General features: G+C 54.8%; 22 protein-coding genes (1 of these 22 running past the window's edge). 21 read left to right on the forward strand and 1 reads right to left on the reverse strand.

All coding sequences use genetic code 11. The annotated features are described in order from the left end of the window. From GCD22_RS00645 to GCD22_RS00660, 4 genes are all read left to right on the forward strand, one after another. Positions 1 to 674 carry the 3' portion of an IS630 family transposase gene (locus tag GCD22_RS00645; RefSeq protein WP_065972780.1) on the forward strand. Its footprint begins 412 nt before the window's first position, so 674 of the gene's 1086 nt are visible here — the last part of the coding sequence; its start codon lies beyond the left edge, outside the window; the stop codon is at positions 672 to 674. A 40-nt stretch (positions 675 to 714) separates the two neighbouring features. After that, positions 715 to 1314, forward strand: a complete 600-nt coding sequence (locus GCD22_RS00650) for a nitroreductase family protein (protein WP_031570980.1) — start codon at positions 715 to 717, stop codon at positions 1312 to 1314. 74 nt (positions 1315 to 1388) lie between these two features. Then, the gene (locus GCD22_RS00655) at positions 1389 to 1595 is read left to right on the forward strand and encodes a YgaP family membrane protein (protein WP_024894639.1); all 207 of its coding nucleotides are present in this window, start codon (positions 1389 to 1391) and stop codon (positions 1593 to 1595) included. 100 nt (positions 1596 to 1695) lie between these two features. Beyond that, the gene (locus GCD22_RS00660) at positions 1696 to 2895 is read left to right on the forward strand and encodes a Bcr/CflA family multidrug efflux MFS transporter (protein WP_029316252.1); all 1200 of its coding nucleotides are present in this window, start codon (positions 1696 to 1698) and stop codon (positions 2893 to 2895) included. A gap of 9 nt (positions 2896 to 2904) precedes the next feature. On the opposite strand, the gene GCD22_RS00665 is transcribed toward GCD22_RS00660, so the two are convergent. Then, positions 2905 to 3210, reverse strand: a complete 306-nt coding sequence (locus GCD22_RS00665; RefSeq protein ID WP_024894638.1) for a hypothetical protein — start codon at positions 3208 to 3210, stop codon at positions 2905 to 2907. Positions 3211 to 3360: 150 nt separating this feature from the next. Between GCD22_RS00665 and GCD22_RS00670 the strand changes: the two genes are divergently transcribed. The 17 genes from GCD22_RS00670 (at position 3361) to argC (ending at position 18862) form a co-directional block, all read left to right on the forward strand. Further along, positions 3361 to 3720 carry an NADH-quinone oxidoreductase subunit A gene (locus tag GCD22_RS00670; RefSeq protein ID WP_024894637.1) on the forward strand — a complete coding sequence of 120 codons (360 nt, stop codon included), beginning with the start codon at positions 3361 to 3363 and terminating at the stop codon, positions 3718 to 3720. After that, entirely contained in the window at positions 3711 to 4211 is a 501-nt protein-coding gene (locus tag GCD22_RS00675; RefSeq protein WP_010640737.1) for an NADH-quinone oxidoreductase subunit B, read from the forward strand. Before GCD22_RS00670 ends, GCD22_RS00675 begins: the two co-directional genes overlap by 10 nt. Beyond that, positions 4198 to 5898, forward strand: coding sequence for an NADH dehydrogenase (quinone) subunit D (gene nuoD, locus GCD22_RS00680; protein ID WP_024894636.1), 1701 nt, complete (start codon positions 4198 to 4200; stop codon positions 5896 to 5898). Before GCD22_RS00675 ends, nuoD begins: the two co-directional genes overlap by 14 nt. After that, the gene (gene nuoE / locus GCD22_RS00685) at positions 5873 to 6385 is read left to right on the forward strand and encodes an NADH-quinone oxidoreductase subunit NuoE (RefSeq protein ID WP_024894635.1); all 513 of its coding nucleotides are present in this window, start codon (positions 5873 to 5875) and stop codon (positions 6383 to 6385) included. Before nuoD ends, nuoE begins: the two co-directional genes overlap by 26 nt. Next, on the forward strand, positions 6370 to 7629 hold the full coding sequence (locus GCD22_RS00690) for a complex I 51 kDa subunit family protein (RefSeq protein ID WP_024894634.1): 1260 nt from the start codon (positions 6370 to 6372) through the stop codon (positions 7627 to 7629). The genes nuoE and GCD22_RS00690 overlap by 16 nt, the downstream gene beginning before the upstream one ends. Further along, a complete protein-coding gene (locus GCD22_RS00695) occupies positions 7626 to 9923 on the forward strand; it encodes a 2Fe-2S iron-sulfur cluster-binding protein (protein ID WP_024894633.1) in 2298 nt (765 codons plus the stop codon). Before GCD22_RS00690 ends, GCD22_RS00695 begins: the two co-directional genes overlap by 4 nt. Beyond that, entirely contained in the window at positions 9920 to 10876 is a 957-nt protein-coding gene (gene nuoH / locus GCD22_RS00700; protein WP_024894632.1) for an NADH-quinone oxidoreductase subunit NuoH, read from the forward strand. Before GCD22_RS00695 ends, nuoH begins: the two co-directional genes overlap by 4 nt. Then, positions 10873 to 11403 (forward strand): NADH-quinone oxidoreductase subunit NuoI, encoded by a 531-nt coding sequence (gene nuoI, locus GCD22_RS00705; RefSeq protein WP_024894631.1) that lies wholly within the window; start codon positions 10873 to 10875, stop codon positions 11401 to 11403. Before nuoH ends, nuoI begins: the two co-directional genes overlap by 4 nt. Then, entirely contained in the window at positions 11400 to 11702 is a 303-nt protein-coding gene (locus GCD22_RS18310) for an NADH-quinone oxidoreductase subunit J family protein (protein WP_244947553.1), read from the forward strand. The genes nuoI and GCD22_RS18310 overlap by 4 nt, the downstream gene beginning before the upstream one ends. Further along, positions 11684 to 11893: a hypothetical protein gene (locus GCD22_RS18315; protein WP_244947554.1), complete on the forward strand. Its 210-nt coding sequence runs from the start codon at positions 11684 to 11686 to the stop codon at positions 11891 to 11893. Before GCD22_RS18310 ends, GCD22_RS18315 begins: the two co-directional genes overlap by 19 nt. Next, positions 11883 to 12194 (forward strand): NADH-quinone oxidoreductase subunit NuoK, encoded by a 312-nt coding sequence (locus GCD22_RS00715; RefSeq protein WP_010640723.1) that lies wholly within the window; start codon positions 11883 to 11885, stop codon positions 12192 to 12194. The genes GCD22_RS18315 and GCD22_RS00715 overlap by 11 nt, the downstream gene beginning before the upstream one ends. Beyond that, positions 12187 to 14049, forward strand: coding sequence for an NADH-quinone oxidoreductase subunit L (gene nuoL / locus GCD22_RS00720; RefSeq protein ID WP_024894628.1), 1863 nt, complete (start codon positions 12187 to 12189; stop codon positions 14047 to 14049). The genes GCD22_RS00715 and nuoL overlap by 8 nt, the downstream gene beginning before the upstream one ends. After that, the gene (locus GCD22_RS00725; protein ID WP_139110833.1) at positions 14046 to 15506 is read left to right on the forward strand and encodes a complex I subunit 4 family protein; all 1461 of its coding nucleotides are present in this window, start codon (positions 14046 to 14048) and stop codon (positions 15504 to 15506) included. The genes nuoL and GCD22_RS00725 overlap by 4 nt, the downstream gene beginning before the upstream one ends. Next, positions 15496 to 16824, forward strand: a complete 1329-nt coding sequence (locus GCD22_RS00730) for an NADH-quinone oxidoreductase subunit N (protein ID WP_031570983.1) — start codon at positions 15496 to 15498, stop codon at positions 16822 to 16824. The genes GCD22_RS00725 and GCD22_RS00730 overlap by 11 nt, the downstream gene beginning before the upstream one ends. Before the next feature lie 100 nt (positions 16825 to 16924). After that, positions 16925 to 17353 (forward strand): 50S ribosomal protein L13, encoded by a 429-nt coding sequence (gene rplM / locus GCD22_RS00735; protein ID WP_010640718.1) that lies wholly within the window; start codon positions 16925 to 16927, stop codon positions 17351 to 17353. Between the two features lie 13 nt (positions 17354 to 17366). Further along, positions 17367 to 17753 carry a 30S ribosomal protein S9 gene (rpsI, locus tag GCD22_RS00740; protein WP_010640716.1) on the forward strand — a complete coding sequence of 129 codons (387 nt, stop codon included), beginning with the start codon at positions 17367 to 17369 and terminating at the stop codon, positions 17751 to 17753. A 74-nt stretch (positions 17754 to 17827) separates the two neighbouring features. Continuing rightward, positions 17828 to 18862 (forward strand): N-acetyl-gamma-glutamyl-phosphate reductase, encoded by a 1035-nt coding sequence (gene argC, locus GCD22_RS00745; protein ID WP_024894624.1) that lies wholly within the window; start codon positions 17828 to 17830, stop codon positions 18860 to 18862. Positions 18863 to 18868: the final 6 nt, after the last annotated feature.

Consider the following 18868-nt stretch of genomic DNA (forward strand, 5'->3'; position numbering starts at 1 on the left):
TGCGTGGTTTCAAGGTGTCACGTGACCCGCATTTTGTGGAAAAGCTGGAAGATATTGTGGGGTTGTATATGTCTCCCCCGGAGCATGCCTTGGTGCTCTGCGTGGATGAAAAAAGTCAGGTACAGGCCCTGGACCGGACCCAACCGGGACTCCCCCTCAAAAAGGGCCGCGCAGAAACGATGACCCACGACTACAAACGTAATGGCACTACGACCTTGTTTGCCGCCCTCAACGTGCTGGATGGTCAGGTCATCGGACAGTGTCAACAGCGCCATACCCATGTGGAATGGCTGAAGTTCCTGAAGAAAATTGATCGGCAGACGCCCAGGGACAAGGCTCTGCATCTGATTGCCGACAACTATGCGACCCATAAACACCCGGTAGTACAGGCGTGGCTCGACAAGCACCCGCGTATTCACATGCACTTCACGCCCACTTCGGCATCCTGGCTCAACATGGTCGAGCGTTTCTTTCGGGATATCACGACCCAGCGGTTACGTCGTGGGGTGTTCACCAGTGTGCCTGAACTCATCCAGGCCATTGAGGGGTACATCGACCACCACAACACCCATCCCAAACCTTTCATCTGGACCAAAACCGCCCGCGACATCCTGCAAAAAGTCATTCGCGCCAACAGCCATTTAAGCAGCAAACAGAATGCAACACTACACTAGATTGTGATGACTTATTTTATAACATCGAAGAGGTGAGTATATGGATGTCATTACCGCAGTCCAGCAACGTCGTGCAGCGAAGACCTTTGATCCGCATCATCAGATGTCTGCCGAAACCAAAAGAACGCTTCTGGAGCACGCTTCTTTAGCACCCAGTGCCTACAACATTCAGCATTGGCGGGTTGTGGATGTGCAGGATCCGCAGCTGCGTGCGGCCATTCGTGAACAAGCCTGGGGTCAGGCACAAGTCACCGATGCATCGGCGCTCTTTGTTTTATGTGCAGATTTGGAGGCGTGGCAGGAAGATCCGCAACGTTACTGGGCGACGTCGCCGCAGCCGGTCCAGGATTTTTTATTGCCGAAACTGGATGAATACTATCGCGGAAAACCGGAAATTGCGCGGGATGAAGCCATGCGTACCCTGGGCATTTTTGGAATGACGTTGATGTTGTTGGCCCAGGATCTCGGCTATGATTCCTGTCCGATGGATGGTTTTGATTTTGATGCTGTGGCAAAACTGATCCATTTGCCAGAAAATCATGCGATCGGGTACATGATTGCCGTAGGTAAAGGGACCGAAAATGCCTGGGAAAGAAATCGGGTTGACATCCAGTCCCTGGTAAAAACAGATCATTTTTAGTGATTCAGGGAGTTTACGTACTATAATCCAGTTCCAGTTGATACGGGCAGGAAATTCCTGCAGGAGAGAGGGCAATGCCAGTCAATGAAGGAAGCATGGATCGTCTGATCCGGGTGATTGTGGGGTTGGTGATTATTGTGGTGCTCGCAGTATTCTTGCACGGTGAAAACAAATGGTGGGCAGTGGTTGGATTGGTGCCCCTGATTACTGGAATCACTGGTTTTTGTGGGTTGTATACTTTGCTGGGTATCAAAACCTGCCCGGTAAAAAAGCATTCCTGAGATCAGGATGTATCCTCCTTAGCTCAGTATAAGGTTTAGTGAAAACAGAAGGCACGGTCGTCCCGTGCCTTTGGTTTATCAGGCATGGCAAGGAAAAACGTTGCTGCATAAAAGACGACTGATTTTTATCCTGGGCATGTTAAGCGCCTTTGGCCCGATGTCTATTGATATGTACCTTCCCAGTCTGCCGACGCTGTCCCGCTATTTTACAGCGCCACATCTGGCGGTGCAGTTGACCCTGGCCAGTTTTTTTGTAGGACTTTCTCTGGGGCAGTTGTTTTTTGGGACGCTTTCGGATCGTTTTGGACGCCGCCGACCCCTGTTGCTGGGACTGATACTGTATGTGCTGACTTCGGCTGGCTGTGCTTTATCTCCCTCTATCGGGGTGCTGATCGGTCTACGTTTTGTGCAGGGGCTGGGAGCATGCGCAGGTCTGGTGATTTCCCGGGCCGTGGTGCGTGATTTGTTTTCCCCCAGGGAAGCGCCACATATTTTTGCCGCCATGATTCTAGTGATGGGCCTTGCCCCTATTATCGCGCCGTTGATGGGCGGATACTTGCTGGTCTGGTTGGGATGGCAGAGTATTTTCTGGTTGTTGACAGTATTCGGGCTGTTTATTTTTGGGCTGGTCTATCTGGGATTGCACGAAAGCCATCAACCCACAGCGGAACATTCCCTGGAGGTCAGCAAGGTTTTGCGGCGTTACCATGCGCTCTTGCAGGACAGGCGTTTTATGGCTTTTTCTTTGGTTTATGCCATGTGCTACGGCGGCATGTTTGCGTATATTGCCGGATCACCCTTTGTGTTTATTGATCTTTATAAAGTCCCGGCCAACAGTTTTGGCTGGATATTCGGTGCCAATGCCTTGGGCCTGGTAGTCATGTCACAACTCAACCGAATCCTGCATCGGCGCTACACAGCAGAAGGAATCCTCCAGACGGTGGTGATCATTCAGTTGCTGGCGGGTATCGTATTGTTTATCATTGGTTATTATCCAGAAATCAGCATGTTTGCCATTATGCTGCCGCTGTTCGTCTATGTCGCGAGCATTGGTCTGGTCGGTCCCAATGCCACGGCACTGGCCATGGCCGGGCAAGGCGCTCATGCGGGCGGTGCCTCAGCACTGCTCGGAGCCATGCAGTTTACGGCTGCATCTGTTTCTGCCATGGTTATTGGCAGTATGGTCATGCACAGTGCGTTCCCATTGGGCATTACCATTCTGGGTTGTGCTGCTGTTGCGGTGGTCGGTTTGCGCTACGCCCGTAAGCTGCAAGATCCTGCCCTGCTCATGAAAAGCTGAATGGACTTTTTAGCAGGAACCCGGCCGGCATAACCATGCGTCACTGACCTGACCATTGGCATCAAGACGCACATGCGCCTGTCCCTGTTGTCGCAGACGCTGATCTCCAGCAGCTCCAAAGGGGACCAGTTCTTCAAAATCAAACTGACAAAGCACAATCACTTCATTGCCCTCATGCTCGGGAAGACTGCAGTGACACTGTGCACCTTCCCTGAGTGCCACACCACCCATGCTGGTGAAGCTGGCCAGCAGTTGTTTTTGCTCCAGATAGTCCAATATGCCCGACTGGACGACGGGGTCTTCCCAAATATTCATGTGAGAGCTCCTCAGATGCGCTACAAATGATGGTCTATACTATACAGCGTAGTTCAATGATGACACTGCGTGGTATCGCGCCGTGCCTGAATTCTGAAAAGGGGGCTTTTTGTATTTTTCGACAAAAATCGCACTTTGGGAGAATCGGCAATGATGGCGAGCCCTGCCCTGATAGTCGGGATTTTTGCCGCTGCAGTGTTGCTGGTATTGATGAGTATTCTCTGGATATCGGGTCTGCTCGGCGGACAACACCCCAATCGCAATAAAAACATTCCTTTTGAAAGTGGGCTGGGAGCCAACACCAGTACGCATCCGCGAACCCCCGTTGCTTTTTATCTTCTGGCCGTTTCCTTTCTGGTGTTTGAGCTGGAAGCCGCTTTTCTTTTTGCCTGGGCGGTGGCTTTTCATGCCTTGGGCTGGGGACCGGTTGTGGCTGGACTGGCTTTTATGGTGATCTTGGGTCTGGGCTTGTTTTATGAGTGGCGCATGGGAGGTTTGCAATGGCATTAGCTCCGGGTCCCTTGTCTTTGCTGGTGGGCAAATTTGAAGAAATGCTGGCTTGGAGTCGGGCAGGTTCTCTCTGGCCCCTGAATTTTGGCACTTCCTGCTGTTTTATTGAAATGGTGGCTGCCGTGACGCCCCGCCATGATTTGTCGCGATTTGGTGCAGAGGTGCTGCGCGGCTCGCCCCGGCAGTCGGATGTGCTGATCACTTCAGGGACGATTTTCGTGAAAATGGCGCCCATGATTCTGGAGATATATGAACAAATGCTGGAGCCCAAATGGGTAATTTCCATGGGCTCCTGTTCCAATTCCGGAGGCATGTATGATGTCTACAGCGTAGTCCAGGGTATTGATCGACTGCTGCCTGTAGATATTTATGTGCCGGGTTGTCCACCCCGCCCGGAAGCCCTGATGGACGGTTTGTTATTGTTGCAGCAGAAAATCCGGCGTAATCCTCCCCGGATATTTCAGCGGGAGCTGACTAATGCTTCTGGCTGAGATGCTGCAAAAGCACTTTGCTGCGAGTCCGGTTACCGATGGGCGGGATGGCTGGCCGGATTTTCTGCTGCCTGAAGAGCAGTTGCTGCCGGCCATGCAATTCCTGCATGAACAAATGCAACCGTCTTTTCCGATGTTGCTGGATTTGACGGCCGTGGATGAAGGATCACATGGTGCCGCAGAGGCTGCACAATATACCTTGACCTATCATCTGCACGGACTGGAGGGTTGTGGTGCCCTGCGTTTGCGGGTGACACACGCCGACGCCGAGCTTCCGGTACCGTCGATAACCGGTATTTTTGCCAATGCCAATTGGTATGAACGGGAAGTGTACGATCTGTTTGGTCTGCAGTTCAGTGGTCATCCGGATTTGCGGCGCATTTTACTCCCGCCCCTCTGGGAAGGGCACCCGCTGCGAAAAAGCGAAGCCATCCGCGCCACAGAGCGCCCCGCCTATCGTTTGAGTAAAACCGATTTGCAGGAAGCACTCAAAGCCTACAGCGACGAGGTGTCAGCTCCGGAATCCGGGCAGACGGTACTGAATGTTGGCCCACATCATCCAGGAACCCACGGAATTTTGCGCTTTGTACTGAAAATTTCCGGGGAAAAAATTGCCAGCGTGGACCCCGATATTGGTTATCACCATCGGGGTGTGGAAAAAATAGCCGAAGGACATACGTTCCATAATTTTATTCCCTATACCGACCGGGTGGATTATCTGGGGGGAATCCTGGGTGAGTTTCCCTATGTCCGTGCGGTGGAGATGCTGGCGGATTTGCAATTGCCGGATCGCGCCGAGGGTATCCGGACCTTGTTGGCGGAAATCTGCCGGATATCTTCCCATTTGGTGTGGTTGGGAAGCTATGGAAATGATCTCGGCACCATGGGACCGGCATTTTATGCATTTCGGGATAGAGCGCTGTTGCTCGATCTGATCGAAAAATATACCGGCGGGCGCCTGCATCCACAGTTTTTTCGGATTGGTGGAGTAGCGGCTGACTTGCCGGAGGACTGGCGCGATGATCTGCTGCAAGTCCTCCAGAAAGTAGAGTCCGGTTTGCGGGATACGGAGATACTCACTGTAGGGAATCCCATTTTCCGCGCCCGCACTCAGGGGATTGGGGTGCTGTCAGCGGCGCAGGCGGAAAAGTGGGGCGCATCGGGTATTGTCTTGCGCAGTACGGGCAAAGCCTGGGATATGCGCAAAGCAGCACCCTACGGGCTATACGATGCTCTTGATTTTGAGGTGCCGACCTCCACCGATGGGGATGCTTTAGCCAGAACCCAACTGCATATTGATGAAATTCGCGAAAGTATCGGGATGCTTCGGCAGCTCGCCGACAAAATGCCGGATGGTGCGACTCTGGCTGCTGACGCCCGGTATGCCCTGCCACCCAAAGACCATACCTTGCGGGATATTGAAACGCTGATTCACCATTTCGAGCAGATGGCGGGCGAAATTGGTCCTCCTGCAGGACAGGTACTGAGCATCACCGAGTCAGCGCGCGGCATGCTCGCCTATTACATTGTGGCTGACGGTAGCGCCCACCCATACCGGCTCAGGGTACGGACTCCTTCCTTCCCCCACGTCCAGCTGATTACCGAACTGGGGCGCGATACGGCCCTCCCCGATTTTATTGCCACGATTGGATCCATAGATTATGTCCTCGCCGACCTCGATCGTTGACTTGAATGATGCATCGCTTCTCGCCAGGTTGCAGGATCTGGTGGTGGCGTCACCGGTTCCGGAAGCCGCCATCAGTGAAGTCCTGCAGGTCCTGCAAAAGGCCAGAGGCTACATTGATGAGGATGCATTGCGTCTGGCAGCGTCTTTGACCGGGTTGAGTCCGGTCAAGGTCGAGGAGCTTTGCACCTTTTACAGCCTGGTGTTGCGTGAACCGGTGGGCACCCATGTTCTGCGCATCTGTGACAGCATCGCCTGCCATATGGCCGGGGCTCAGGATATCCTGACCCAGGCCCGCCAGCATTCGGGCGTGGATCTCGGTGAGGTCAGTCGCAGTGGCAAACTGACGGTGATACCGCATGTCTGCATTGGCCTCTGTGATCGGGCCCCCGCCCTGATGGTGGATGACCAGGCGCTGGGACCGGTGGACACCCAGACATTGACCCGGCTTTTGGCACAACTGGAGGCGGATATATGGAAGCCATCCTGAGCCGGCATTTTGCAGATCCCGATCCGGCAGATCTGCGCGCTTACCGGGATGCCGGGGGGTATGTGGGGCTTGCAAGAGCCGTGCAGATGGATCCCGCTGATATTATTGCGGAACTAGAAAAATCCGGGCTTCGGGGTTGTGGTGGTGCGGGCTTTCCGACGGGTCTCAAATGGCGTCTGCGCGGAGTTGATGCTCCTGAACCGCGTTATCTGGTTTGCAATCTGGATGAAACCGAGCCGGGCAGTATCAAGGACCGTGCTCTGCTTTTCGGGGCTCCGCACCATATTCTGGAAGGCATGTTTATTGCGGCTCACGCTCTGGGGGTGCGTTATGCCGTCATTTTTGTACGGGGTGAATATGCAGCAGGTGCCCGTGTTCTGGAAAAAGCACTGCATCAGGCCCGCGAGGCAGGACTCATGCGCTTGCCTGATGGCGATTTGCGCCTGGATATTCATGTTTCTTTGGGACGCTATATTTGTGGCGAAGATTCGGCCATTCTCAATGCCATTGAAGGCAAACGCGCAAATCCGCGTAAAAAACCTCCGCATATCAGTCAACAGGGGCTCTGGCAGCAACCGACCACTGTCAACAACGCCGAAACCATTGCGCATTTGCCGGGTATTTTCGCGCATGGCGCGGACTGGTTTCGCAGTCTGGGCGTCAATGGCGGCGTGGGCAGCAAATTGTACAGTGTCTGTGGCCCTGCGAAACGCCTCGGTGTTTTTGAATTGCCCATGGGAACGACCGCTCAGGAAATACTGTTTGAACATGCTGGAGGTTTGCAGCCAGGGCGCACTTTGCGCGCGGTGTTGCCGGGGGGCTCCTCCACACCCTTTCTGATGCCCGAACACTTCGATACGCCCATGCATTTTGATGCGGTGGCCAAAGTCGGTTCGCGACTGGGTACAGGCGGCTTCATTCTGATGGATGATCGGCAGTGCCCCGTCGATTTTCTGGTGGCGACGACCCGTTTTTTCGCGCGCGAATCGTGTGGATTCTGCACGCCCTGCCGGGAAGGCTTGCCCTATGTGCGCTGGTTGCTGGAGCGGATTGAGGCTGGAGAAGGCAGTGCCGAGGATATTGCGACCCTGCATCAGCTTGGTGGGCAAATTGCCCCCAACAGTTTTTGTGCGTTGGCTCCGGGAGCGCTGATGCCGGTGCTTTCGGGTTTACATGCCTTTGCGGATGATTTTGAGGCACATGTTCGCCTGGGTCATTGTCCATATCGGGGGCCTCAATCATGAAGCATGTATTTTTTCTGGATGGTCAGGAGATTCCCTTCACCCCTGGACAGAATGTGCTGGAGGCAGCTATTGCCGCCGGAAAAGATCAGCAGATCCCCTATTTTTGTTTTCATCCCGCTTTGGGAAGTCTGGGGGCTTGTCGGCAATGTGCCGTGAAAATGTACGCCCATGACAGCAAACACCCACCCCGGATTACCATGGCCTGCCTGCTGCCAGCCAGCGATGGTCTGCAACTGGTTACTCTGGAAGACGACGTGCATACCGAGCATCGGGAAATTATTGAGCTATTGATGACCAACCATCCGCTTGACTGTCCGGTCTGTGATGAGGGTGGACAATGCCATCTTCAGGATATGACGGTGCAGACCGGACATAGTGTGCGCCATTACAGCGGTCCGAAGCGTACCTATCGCAATCAGGACCTCGGTCCTTTGGTGTATCAGGAAATGAATCGCTGCATTACCTGCTATCGCTGCGTGCGTTTTTATCAGGATGCTGCCCAGGGTGAAGATTTCGGAGTGTTCGGCTCCCGCAACCGGGTCAGCTTTGGACGCCTGGAAGATGGTCCGCTGGAAAGTCCATTCAGCGGGAATCTGGTCGAAGTCTGTCCGACGGGCGTATTTACGGACAAGGTTTTTCGTCATGATTATGTCAGGGTTTGGGATTTGCAGCAGGGTCCTTCGGTATGCCCTCATTGTGCAGTGGGTTGTAACACGACTCCCGGAGCGCGTCTGGGAACCTTGCGCCGCATACGAAACCGCATACGGCCGGAAATAAATGGTCACTTCCTCTGTGACCGTGGTCGCTATGCTTTTCCCTACGTGACGGCAAATTCCCGGCCCCTGCAGCCCCGCCTGAAGGGGGAACCCAGCCGTCAGGATGCCGTCTTGCGTCAGCTGGCCAGCCGTCTGGAAGAAGGACGCAGTGGCTTTCTGGGCTCCCCGCGCGAAGATCTGCAAAGTAATCTGGGTCTTTTTGCGTTGGCAGACTGCCTGCATGCGCCTTTTGCTGCGGTCACCAGTTCCTGGGCAGAAGCGCTGGCACAACAATGCCTGGCACTTCCGCAGGCGCCCAGTTTGCAGGAAGTGGCGGCTGCCGACCGCATTGTGGTCATCGGCGATCTGGACAGCATTGCCCCCATGGCGGGTTTTGCCGTACGTCAGGCATTGCGCCAGGGCGCAAGTTTGACGGTGCTGGCCAGCAGCCGGACCGAATTGGCCCAAAAAGGGGATTATCGGCCTTTACGCCCCAGTGCCTTGCGTGATCAGGTTGCCGAATTAGCGGATGATCCCTGTTTGCAGGGGGGACGGTTTCCGGTGCTGTTGGCCACCGCAGAAACCTTGGGCCCATCTGGTTTGTATGCACTGCGCAAAACCTTGGAAAAACTGCCTGCCAACGCCCGGGCCGGTGCTTTTGTCAATCGACCCAATTTGTTTGGGGCCGCTTATTTTGCGGCAGACGGTCATACCGAGCGCCTGCAGCAGGCCTTGCGGCAACGCAAAATCAATCATCTGCTTTGTCTGGGCGCTGATCCCTTGGGGGAGGACTGGGGGGCGGGTACCTGGCGAACGCTCGCTCCAGGTCTGGATGGTCTGAGCTTGCTGGACATGGTTGATTCAGAAACGGCCAGAAGCGCAGAAGCCTTGATACCCGTGGCGGCCTTTCCCGAGCGGGCCGGTTTGTTTGTGAATTATGAAGGCCGGATTCAGGCGTTTTCACCGGTTTATCGCCGCGAGGCGCAGGTACTGCACTCGGCGGTGCATGGCAGCGGCTTTCCCGAGGCGGCCGGAGGCTTGAAACACCCGCTCGGTCCGCCGCCGCCTTTGTTTTGGCTGGGTCGTCTGGCGGAAATGCTGCACTTGCACGAAGCCTGGCAAAAACGGCTGGATTTTTATTTGCATTTTCTGTGTCCTGAACGGCCAGACCCAGAGGGCCCCGGAGTTTTATTGCCAGACACTATTCGTGCCCGCTTTGAAATCGCAGCAGTTCCGGCAACCCGGAAGGTGACGCCCGAGCAATGGGAGCTCGATATTTTTCGCTGGTTTGGTGGGGAAACGCTGGCTGATACCGCAGACGAACTGCATTCTCTGGCTCCGGCCCGGGGTTTGCGGGTGCATCCGGATGTTCAGGCCGTGGCTGCTACCTTGCATGGTCCTTGCGGAGATCTGCAGTTGCCGGTTATTGCCTGCGCAGAAATGGTCCAAGGGGTCATTGCCATTGATCAGGAAGGTTTCGCCGAGCTGGGCTTATATCCTGGTGATCCCGTCGAAGTCAGCTGGGAGCAAAGCCGATGATGCTTTTTCTGATGGCTCTGGGCATGTTGTTTACCACCCTGATTTTGCTGGGTGTGGCGGGTTTTCTGGTTTTTGCAGAGCGGCGGGTTCTGGGTTTTCTGCAGAATCGTCTGGGCCCCAATCGCCTGGGCCCTCTGGGCGTCGGCCAGGCGCTTGCCGATGCCCTCAAGTTGATGAGCAAAGAAAATTTTGTGCCCGATTTTGCCGATCCGGTGCTTTACCGAGCGGCACCGGTTCTGGTGGCCTTCAGCGCTTTGGCCAGCTTTGCCGTGGTGCCGCTGGATCATCATTTTTCCTGGGCAGGCAACTGGAATATCGGTTTGTTGTTCATTCTGGCCATGAGTTCTCTGAACGCCTACGGAGTATTTCTGGGGGGCTGGGCTTCGGGCAACAAGTTTTCCCTGCTGGGCGCAGTCCGGGCAGTGGCCCAGTTAGTCAGCTATGAGTTACCCATGGGACTGGCCCTTTTAGGTGTGGTTTTGCTGAGTGGATCGCTGTCCCTCAACGGGATCGTCGCGGCGCAAAATCTGCCCTATATCGTCCTTCAGCCTCTGGGTTTTGTCATTTTTCTGATAGCCGGTGTGGCCGAAACCCACCGCCTTCCCTTTGATTTGCCCGAAGCAGAAAGTGAATTGGTGGCCGGATTTAATACAGAATACGGGGGGATGCGCTTTGGCTATTTCTTCCTGGGAGAGTATCTTGGCCTGACCTTGATCGCAGTGCTGACGGCATTACTTTACCTCGGCGGCTGGCATGGTCCCTGGCTACCTGGATGGATCTGGCTGCTGATCAAGACGGCAGCGGTGATTTTCGTGTTTTTCTGGTTGCGGGCGACCTTGCCCCGACCACGTTATGACCAGTTAATGGCCTTGGGCTGGAAAGTGCTTCTGCCACTGGCCCTGTTCAATGTGCTTGCGACGGCTTTGGCGGCAGCTTTGTGGAGGCTGGCATGAGGGTCTGGCGCAATATCTCCGAACTGGGTGCAGGGCTGTGGACGACCTTGCGTCAGCTGGGCCGAACTTCAACCGTCAGTTATCCTGAGGAGCCTTTGAATTTGCCGCCACGCTGGCGGGGACGGCCCGTACTTACGCGTGATCCCGACGGTGATGAGCGCTGCGTTGCCTGCCAGCTTTGTTCAGCGGTATGTCCGACGCGTTGCATTGAATTGCAAGCCGGGGAGCGCCCTGACACGCGCCGCTATCCCCTGACGTTTCGCATTAATTTTTCCCGGTGCATTTATTGCGGCCTCTGTGAGGAGGCTTGTCCGACGCTGGCCATCCAGCTCCTCGATGAATTTGCTTTCAGTAAAGAACACCACGCTGATTTTATCTACGAAAAAGAGGCGTTGCTCATTGACGGGACGGGTAAGCATCCGCATTACAATTTTTATCGGCATTCCGGAGTGGCGCTGCAAGACAAGGATAAAGGTGAGGGCATCAACGAAAAAACGCCCGTCAATGTCCGGAGTAATCTGCCATGACAATTTTTCTGATCTTGCTGTTATTGTTGATTATTCTCACAACCGGAGCCGCGTTGCTGGTGGTCCGTGATCCCATGCATGGCGCGGTGAATCTGGGCGTCAGCCTGCTGGCCTTGAGCATTCTATTTCTGGTGCTGGGAGCACCCTTTGTCGCGGCTCTGGAAGTGATGTTGTATGTGGGCGCTATTCTGGTCCTTTTTCTTTTTGCCATCATGTTGTTACGCACTCCGCTGACGATCCGGGAAGAACCGCGCTGGCGCCGGGTTTTTGGTGGCCAGCGGTGCTGGTGGTTCTGCTGACGGCAGTCCTGATTCTTCTTTTCAGTCGTCGCCCGGATCTGATGGTGCTTATTCAGGAAATAGGCCCAGGCACAGTAGGGCGTGCCCTTTTTGGTCCCTATCTCTGGCTCACGGAGGCTGTGGCGCTGCTGCTCTTTGCCGTGATTGCCGCCGTGCTGGCAATTCATCGGAGGGATGATCATGACGCTTGAACTCGCACTGGTGATTGCCGCATTACTTTTTGTGATTGGAATGGCGTTGATCATTTTGCGCCGCAATCTCATTTTTTTGTTGCTGGGCATTGAGTTGCTCTTTAACGCTGCCATGGTCATTGCTCTGGCCGGAGGTGCCCGCTGGCATTCTGTCACCGGGCAAGTACTGGTGGTGTTCATGATGGCGCTGAGCGGTGCGGCCCTGGCTTTGACCCTGGCTTTGTTGTTGCGCGTCAAGCAGGAACTGGGCGGGGATACGGTAGATGACCTGCGGCAGCTTCGGGAGGAAGTCGATGAATGAGTGGCTTTTTCTAATCCCTGGTTTTCCTCTGCTGGGGGCGTTGCTGAATGGCATTTTTGGGGAGCATTTTTCGCCACGGCAAATAGGTCGTATGGCCGCAACCATGCCCTTCCTGTCTACCCTGGTGGTATTTGCAGTCTGGATGACCCACGGTCGCGACCCCAATCTCCATGAACAGGTCTGGACCTGGATTTCGGTGGGTAATTTCCATGCCAATATAGGCTTTCATGTAGATCAAGTGACTTTGGTCATGATCAGTATTGCCTCCTTTGTAGGTTTTCTGATCCATCTGTTTTCCCAGCAATATCTGAACGGCGATTACGGCGAGCGGCGCTACTATTTTTATTTGAACTTATTTGTGGGCGGAATGCTGATTCTCACCATGGCAGATAACCTGCTGCTTCTTTACCTGGGTTGGGAGACGGTCGGCTTGTGTTCTTATGCCCTGGTGGCGCACTGGTATCGCAAACAGGAAAATGCCTGGGCCGGGCGCAAGGCATTTGTGGTGACCCGCATTGGGGATACAGCCCTGGCATTGGCAATATTTATCCTGTTTGCCGAATATCACACCCTCAATTACCACACGCTGTTTGCGGCTGTGGCGGCCCGCCCCGATCTACTGGCCCTCACCATAGCGGGGATTTTGGTGTTGATTGGTGCTGTTGCCAAATCTGCGCAGTTTCCTTTACATATCTGGTTGCCTGATTCCATGGCCGGTCCCAGTACGGTCTCCGCCCTGATTCATGCGGCTACCATGGTCACTGCTGGCGTGTATTTGTGTATTCGTCTGTACCCTATTTTTGCAGCAGTCCCCGGGATGCTCTGGGTGATCGGGTTGAGCGGGGCTTTTACCGCCCTGTATGCGGCAAGTTGCGGTATTGCTCAGGTGGACATCAAGCGGGTGCTGGCCTACTCCACCATCAGCCAACTGGGCTACATGTTTCTCGGGGTGGGCATTGGTGCTCCTTCGCTCGGCCTTTTCCATCTGCTTGTACATGCCTGTTTCAAGGCGCTGCTGTTTATGGGCGCGGGTGTGGTCATTCTCATCTACAGCGATAATCATGATATTCGCCAGATGGGCGGCCTCAAAAAGCAGCAACCCTTTTTACGCTGGACGTTTCTGGCGGGTATTTTTGCCCTGGCTGCCGTGCCCGTGATTTCGGCCTCTTTTTATAGCAAGGACGCCATTATTGCTACGGCTTTTATCGTTCCCGGTGGTAAGCTGCTCTGGGTGCTGGCATTGCTGGGCGCAGTATTTACGGCGATTTATGCGTTTCGGCTTTATTTTCTGGTGTTTGAAGGCCCGGAAAAGCCGGGCGAGCCCTATCAGATGGGTTGGGGCATGAAAATTCCTCTGGGAATCCTGGCCGTTGCCAGTATTGGTATTGGCTGGCTGCAGTTTCCGCCGGGCTGGCCAGGCCCGAAAATCTGGTTACCCTGGCTGGCTCCAGAGTTGGGCATGCCGCCAGCCCCGTCGGGGGATGTGAATATTTTTCTGCAAGTGGCGGGTTCAGTGGCCACCCTCATTGGTATTGCCATTGCCTACAAAGCCGCACAATGGGAGCGTGAAGGTCGTGGCCTCAGTCGTATAGCCTTTCTTTTCAATGCCTGGTTTTTCGACCGGATTTTTCTACGCATTTTTCCGCCCATCTGGTACGCATTCGCGCATATCCTGGACCGACTGATTGAGCAGGGCGGTTTTCAACTGATGCTGCTCGGCGGGCTGAGAGACGGCTTTGGACTCGGTAGCCGCGCTCTGGAAGCGGGCGAAAATGGCCTGATCAGTCGCTATGCCAGTGGCATGATTCTGGGTCTGGTGGTGCTGCTCTTCATCGCCTGGGGGTACTTGTTGTGATCCTGGTAACGGTGTTGATTGTTCTCCCCTGGGTTGCGGCGCTGTGGCTTTCTGCGCAAAAACAAAGTGGTCAGTACTTTGCCATGAGCATCGCACTGCTCGAATTGTTGTTGGCGTTGATTCAGCGTTTTGCCCCCGGAGCCAGCGGCACTTTAGGACATGCTCTCCATATCCCTTATCTGGGTAGTCTTTGGACCTTGCACGCTGGCCCTCTGGGCAGCACCCTGGCGCTTCTGTGCGCTTTGCTGATTCCGGTGAGTCTGGCTTTTGCCTGGCGCTTACCCGAATTCCGGGCGCTGGCGAGCGCCGTGCTGGTGATGTCCGGAGCTTTGTTCGGGATATTTTTCGCTCAGAATGTCCTGATGTTTTATATTTTTTATGAAATCCTCGCATTGGCGGGAGCTTTCATGATTTTGCGCAGCGGCCACAAAAGCCGTGCTGCTGCTTTACAGTTTTTGTTGTACACCTTCGTTGGCTCGTTACTTTTTCTGGTCGCACTGGTTGTAGTTTATGTCCTCCACGGTCAGCAGACCGGGATCTATAATTTTTCCATTTTGCAGCTTGCTGACACCCGTATTACCGGGGGTCTCGGTATCTGGCTGTTTTTGGGTATGGTCGCCGGCCTGGCGGTCAAAATGCCACTTTTCCCTCTGCATAGTTGGGCGGGTTCTGGCTACGGCAATGCCGCGCCGGCGGGGAGTGTGTTTCTTTCGGGGGCCGCCGTGACCGCAGGTGCCTATGGCCTGATTCATTTTGCTATCCCCATGCTTCCCCAGGCGGCACTGGAGTTTGCCCCGGTCGGCATTATTCTCGGTGCAATCGGGACCCTGTATGGGGCCTTCCTCGCCCTCAATGCTGCCAACCTTCGCCTTTTCGCAGCCTGGGCCAGTGTCAGCCACATGAACCTGGTGGCTCTCGGACTGTTTGCCCTGCAAACGCAGGCCATACATGGCAGTGTGTTTTTGTTGATTGCGCACGGCGTGGTCTCGGCAGGACTGTTCGGCGTAGTCAGCATTATGGAAAGCCGGGGTTTGACGGGAGAATGGTCAGGGCTGGGAGGCTTGTTTCGACGCGCGCCCCGTCTCGGTGCCTGGATGCTTTTTTTCTTTCTGGCAGGAATGGGGCTGCCGGGGCTGGCCAATTTTCCTGGAGAGTTTCTCAGCCTGGCAGGGGCCTTTCGGGTGTTGCCTTGGGCTGCTGGACTGGCGACCTTGGGGATCCTCGCGGGTGTGGTCTATTTTTTACGTGCCTACGAGCGGATCATGCTGGGTCCGCTGAACGCAACCTTGCCGGATAATCTGGTGGATTTGCAGCAGAGCGAGTGGTTGCTGTTCTGGGTGCTGGGACTGCTGACCTTGTGGCTCGGCCTGGATCCCCAGATCATCCTTGCCCATCTGGGTACCCTGCTCTCCATTCATAGTGGAGATGTCATTGCCGGAGGTGGTCATGGCTTATAGTCCAACCTTGCTGCCATTACTCATAGTTGCTGCTGCGGCACTGATTGCTTTTCTCGCAGATGCCCTGCGGCTGGGTCGACTCATGCCCTGGTTAGGCGGAATCAGCAGTATTGCTGCTGCAGCCAGTATTTTCGTCGAACATATGGCTCTGGGAGCTGATCTGTACTGGGATCTCAGCGCCACTCTTCTCGGTGTCTATTTGAGCCTGGCCATGGCGGCGGGACTGTTTTTTATTACCTTTCATCCACTTTCCCGAAAGATGACAGGCAGTTTGGTTGGGCTGTTGCTGACTATGTTGGCAGGTAGTCTGATTTTGGTGAGTGCCCAGAATCTTCTGTTGATGTTTGTTGGTCTGGAGCTGCAGGTGTTACCTTTTTTTGCGTTGCTGGCCTGGCCTGGCAGCGGCCGCGCAGCCGTAGAATCCGCCTTTAAATATGCGGTGCTGGCCGGGCTTGCATCGGCCCAGTTTGCCATTGGAATTGCCTTGATTTATCTGGGTGATGGCAGTCTGGCAGTAATTCCGCCAATGGGTGATATGACATCCAATGTATTCGGATTGATGGGCGTGCTGGCCTTACTGGCCGCTTTGAGTTTTGAGATTGCCGCCGCGCCTTTTCATGCCTGGGTAGCAGACATTTATCAAGGCGCGCCAGCGCCATTTCTGATTTTTCTGGGTGGAGTGGCAAAAGTCGCCATTATGGGGGCGCTGATTACCCTGGCGGCGGCAACACCAAAGCTGGAAATACCCATTGCCGTCATTGCGGCAACCAGCATTGTAGTGGGTAACGTCCTGGCTTATCGCGCCGGACATTTGCGAAGAATGTTGGGCTATTCGGCTATTGCTCATGCCGGTTACTTTCTGGCCGCCCTCGCGGTCGGCCCCTTGGGTATCATCGCAGGCGCTATTTATGCCTTGGTGTATGGCTTGATGAACATGGGGACTTTCATGGGCCTGTCGGCGCTGCCGGAAAACAGTATTGCCATCCCCTGGGCGGCATTGCGGGAGCGCCAACCAGTACTGGCCGGGCTTCTGGGCCTGACCTTGCTCTCGCTGGCTGGAATGCCGCCCAGCATAGGTTTTTTTGCCAAATTGCTGGTCATTATCGCCGATGTGCACGACCAGGCCTATTGGTTGGCCATTCTGATTGCTCTCGGTAGCGCCTTTTCTTTTGCTTACTATCTCAGTACCTTGTGGAAACCGTCCGTGCTCAGCAACCCCGATCGTCTGCTGCATCGGCGCAGTTGGGAGACTTTTGCCGCACTGGGCATATTGATCCTGCTATTCGGCTGGTTGCTGGCGCCCTTGGGAATGGTTTGAGAAGTTTGCGTCTTCACCAGCCCGTATATGCCTTGACATGGCCCCGTTTCATCGCTAATCTCCCGCCCCTCAGTGAAAAACCCGAAGCCGGAGTTTTGTGATGAAGACCTATTCTGCCAAGTCTCATGAAGTACAGGGAGACTGGTTCGTCGTAGATGCGACCGATAAAGTGCTGGGCCGTCTTTCTGTAGAGGTGGCTACCCGCCTGCGCGGTAAGCATAAGCCCGAATTTACCCCCCATGCCGACATCGGGGATCATATTATTGTGATCAACGCAGACAAGATTGCGGTGACCGGCAACAAGGCCAAAGACAAGATGTACTATCATCATACCGGCTATGTCGGCAATCTGAAGAGTGCTTCTTTTGAAAAGATGATGGAAACGCATCCAGAGCGGATTATCGAAATTGCCGTCAAGGGAATGCTTCCAAAAAACTCCCTGGGCCGCGCTATGTACCGGAAACTCAAGGTTTATAGTGGTTCCGAGCATCCCCATTCTGCGCAACAGCCTCAGACTTTAGATATTTAAGGTAAGCACTATTATGGAACAATATTACGGCACTGGTCGGCGCAAAAGCGCAACTGCACGGGTTTATTTGCGTCGTGGCTCTGGCAAGATCGTCATCAACAAGCGCAGCCTGGAAGAATACTTTGGTCGCGAGACATCGCGCATGGTAGTCATGCAGCCACTGGAACTGACCGGGCACGGCAGCCAGTTTGACATTCTGGTGAATGTCAGCGGTGGTGGTGCCAGCGGACAGGCTGGTGCCATTCGCCACGGCATCACCCGCGCCCTGATGGTTTATGACGAAACCTTGCGGCGTCCGCTCCGTGGCGCGGGTTTTGTGACCCGCGATGCCCGCGAAGTGGAACGTAAGAAGGTCGGCAAGCATAAGGCGCGGCGTAGTCATCAGTTCTCCAAGCGTTAATAACACCGCTTCGGATCGGAAAAGCCGCCTAAGGGCGGCTTTTTTGTTGTTGGTCTAAGACAGAGGGTTACAGCATGATTCGTGCAGGCATTGTGGGTGGTACCGGGTACACCGGAGTGGAATTGTTGCGCTTGTTGCTTCCTCATCCCGAAGTGGAAGTGCAGGTCATCACCTCTCGTGCTGAAGAGGGAGAACGGGTAGATACCCATTTTCCCAATCTGCGGGGCGTGTGTGATCTGTGTTATACAGCTCCCGATCCAGAGACTCTGGCAAAACTGGATGTCGTATTTTTTGCGACGCCCCACGGCGTGGCCATGGATAGCGCCCCGGAACTGCTGGCGCGTGATGTGCGTGTCATTGACCTCGGTGCGGATTTTCGGCTGGCCGATGCGGAGGCTTTTGCGCACTGGTATGGCATGGCGCATCGGGCGCCTGAGGCGTTGCGTGCAGCTTGTTACGGACTACCGGAATATTTTCGGGAGCAAATTGCCCAATCACGCCTGATTGCCAATCCCGGATGTTATCCAACCGCAGTCATTCTGGGATTCGCTCCTTTGCTGGAGGCGGGATTACTGCATCAAGATACGCTGATTGCCGATTGCAAATCGGGGGTAAGTGGTGCGGGACGCACTGGACGGGTGAACCTGATCGTGCCGGAAGCCGCAGATAGTGTCACTGCCTACGGGGTGAGTGGTCACCGTCATCGTCCCGAAATTGAGGCGACTCTCTCAAAACTGAGCGGGGAGACGATTGAACTACAGTTCACGCCGCACCTGATGCCCATGATTCGCGGGATTCATGCCACCTTGTACGGACGGTTGCGGCAACCGTTGAGTGACGCCGCCTTGCAAACCTTGTTTGCAGAGCGTTACGCGCAGGAGCCATTTGTTGATGTTCTGCCATTTGGCAGTCATCCGGCAACTCGCTCTGTGCGCGGGGCCAACGTGTGTCGTATTGCCGTTCACCAGCCCCGTCCCGGGCAGGTAGTGGTTCTGTCCGTCATTGATAATCTGGTGAAAGGTGCGGCAGGGCAGGCAGTTCAGAACATGAACCGCCTGTTTGCCTTGCCCGAAACGCTTGGATTGACACAAATTGCTTTGTTGCCATAGTGTTAG

Origin of the sequence: Acidithiobacillus thiooxidans ATCC 19377 (assembly GCF_009662475.1) — a bacterium.
In the GTDB taxonomy this organism is placed as follows: Bacteria; Pseudomonadota; Gammaproteobacteria; order Acidithiobacillales; family Acidithiobacillaceae; genus Acidithiobacillus; species Acidithiobacillus thiooxidans.